The organism is Actinomycetota bacterium (genome assembly GCA_005774595.1).
In the GTDB taxonomy this organism is placed as follows: domain Bacteria; phylum Actinomycetota; class Coriobacteriia; order Anaerosomatales; family D1FN1-002; genus D1FN1-002.
In genome coordinates this window covers 1-1748 of the sequence record VAUM01000361.1, presented here as the reverse complement: position 1 = coordinate 1748, position 1748 = coordinate 1, and the positions used below count along the sequence as shown (strand labels likewise).

Here is a 1748-nt window from a genome sequence, read left to right as displayed (position 1 = left end):
ACATGCGCCTCGTCGACGTGCTGCAGACCGCCGCGCTGACCGGCCGGATGCCCGAGGCGGACTTCGTCGGCGTCCAGGTCGAGCGGATGGAGATCGGCACGCTCGAGCTGAGCGCCCCGGTCGAGGCGGCGGTGCCCGACGCGATCGCGGCCGCCGTCACGCTCCTGCGGCGCCGCGGCGTCGAGCCGGCGCTGCGCGCAGGGGAGATCGCGGATGGGCGCGTGCTCGCAGCGCTGGAGGACGACTCCGCCTAGCCCACCGCTCACGCGAGGCCGGCAGCCACCGCACGCGCGATGCCGTCGGCATCCAGCCCGGCCGCGGCGAGCAGCTCGGATGCAGGTGCGGAGCCGGAGTACCTCTCGACGCCGAGCCGCACGAGCCGCGTCGCGCAACCGTGTTCGGCGACCCATTCGGCGACCGAGAGGCCCAGCCCGCTGCGGACGTTGTGGTCCTCCACGGTCACGAGCAGCGGCGGCGCGACGGCCCGCTCCATCGCCGCGTCGTCGAGCGCGAGCGGACACGAGACCGCGCCCACGGCGACCGAGAGGCCCGCGTCCGCGAGCGCGTCGGCCGCGTCGCACGCGGCGCCGGCCGCCTGCCCGAGCGCGAGCACGCACGCGTCGACGCCCTCGCGCGCCCACGCGACCTCGCCGTAGCGGAACGGCGCGTCCCCGGCGAACAGCGGCGCACCGTGCGCGTCGAGCACCACGGGTACCTTGCTGCGCCCCATCGCGATCGCGATGCACCCCGGCTCACCGGCGGCCCACCGCACCACGCGGTCGGCCTGGTTCGGGTCCGCGGGCACGACGACCCGCCAGCCGTACAGGTTGCGGAACGCCGACACGTGGTCGAGGCACTGGTGCGTGCGGCCGTCCTCGCCGACGTCGAGGCCGCAGTGCGTCAGCGCGAGCTTCAGCGACGCGCCGTTGATGTCGGCCAGGCGCAGCTGGTTGTAGACCTCGTCGATCCCGAACACGCCGAAGTCGGAGTGGAACGTCAGCACGCCGGCGATCGAGAGCGCCGACGCGACGCCTGCGGCGTTGTGCTCGCCCACGCCGCACTGCACGAAGCCGCCCGGGCGCGCCGAGGCGAACCCGTCCGTCTTCACCGAGACGGCCAGATCGCAGTCGAGCACGGCCATGGGCGTGTCCGGGTTCCCGGCGGCCAGGTCCGCGAGCGCGGCGCCCCACGCGCCCCGGCAGTCGGTGTCCTTGTCGCGTGTGTACGTGCGCGGCGCACCGGGGGTGCAGGCGGCCCGAGGCGCCCGGACGTCCGCGTGCGTCACCGTGCACGGCCGCGAGCGCCGCTCGCGAGCGGCCCCGAGCGCCTCGGGGTCGAGGCCGAGCTCGCCCATCGCGGCGACGTACTCCGCAGGCTTCGGCCCCCGCCCGTGGAACTCGGCCTCGCCCTCCATGAACGACACACCCTTGCCGATGACGGTGTACGCGACGATCGCCGCAGGCGCGGACTCGTCCGAGTGCGCCTCGCGGACCGCCGCGTGGAGCGCGGCGACGTCGTGGCCGTCGGGCACCTCGATCACGCGCCAGCCGTCCGCCGCGAAGTCGTCGGCCACGCGCACGGGCATGACGTCGGAGGTGCGGCCGGAGATCTGGATGCCGTTGAGGTCCACGAGCACGGTGAGCGACGTCAGCCGCTCCTTGGCCGCGAGCCGCCTCGCCTCGCCGACCTGGCCTTTCATCTGCTCGCCGTCGCTCATCGCCACGAACGTCCGCCACGCGCCGCCGGTC

Annotated in this window: 1 protein-coding gene; it reads right to left on the bottom strand. The window is 75.1% G+C overall.

All coding sequences use genetic code 11. From position 1 onward, the window contains the following. Window positions 1-262 precede the first annotated feature (262 nt). Window positions 263-1748: transketolase (locus FDZ70_10095; protein ID TLM67831.1), on the bottom strand; the 1486-nt coding region annotated here is incomplete at its 5' end.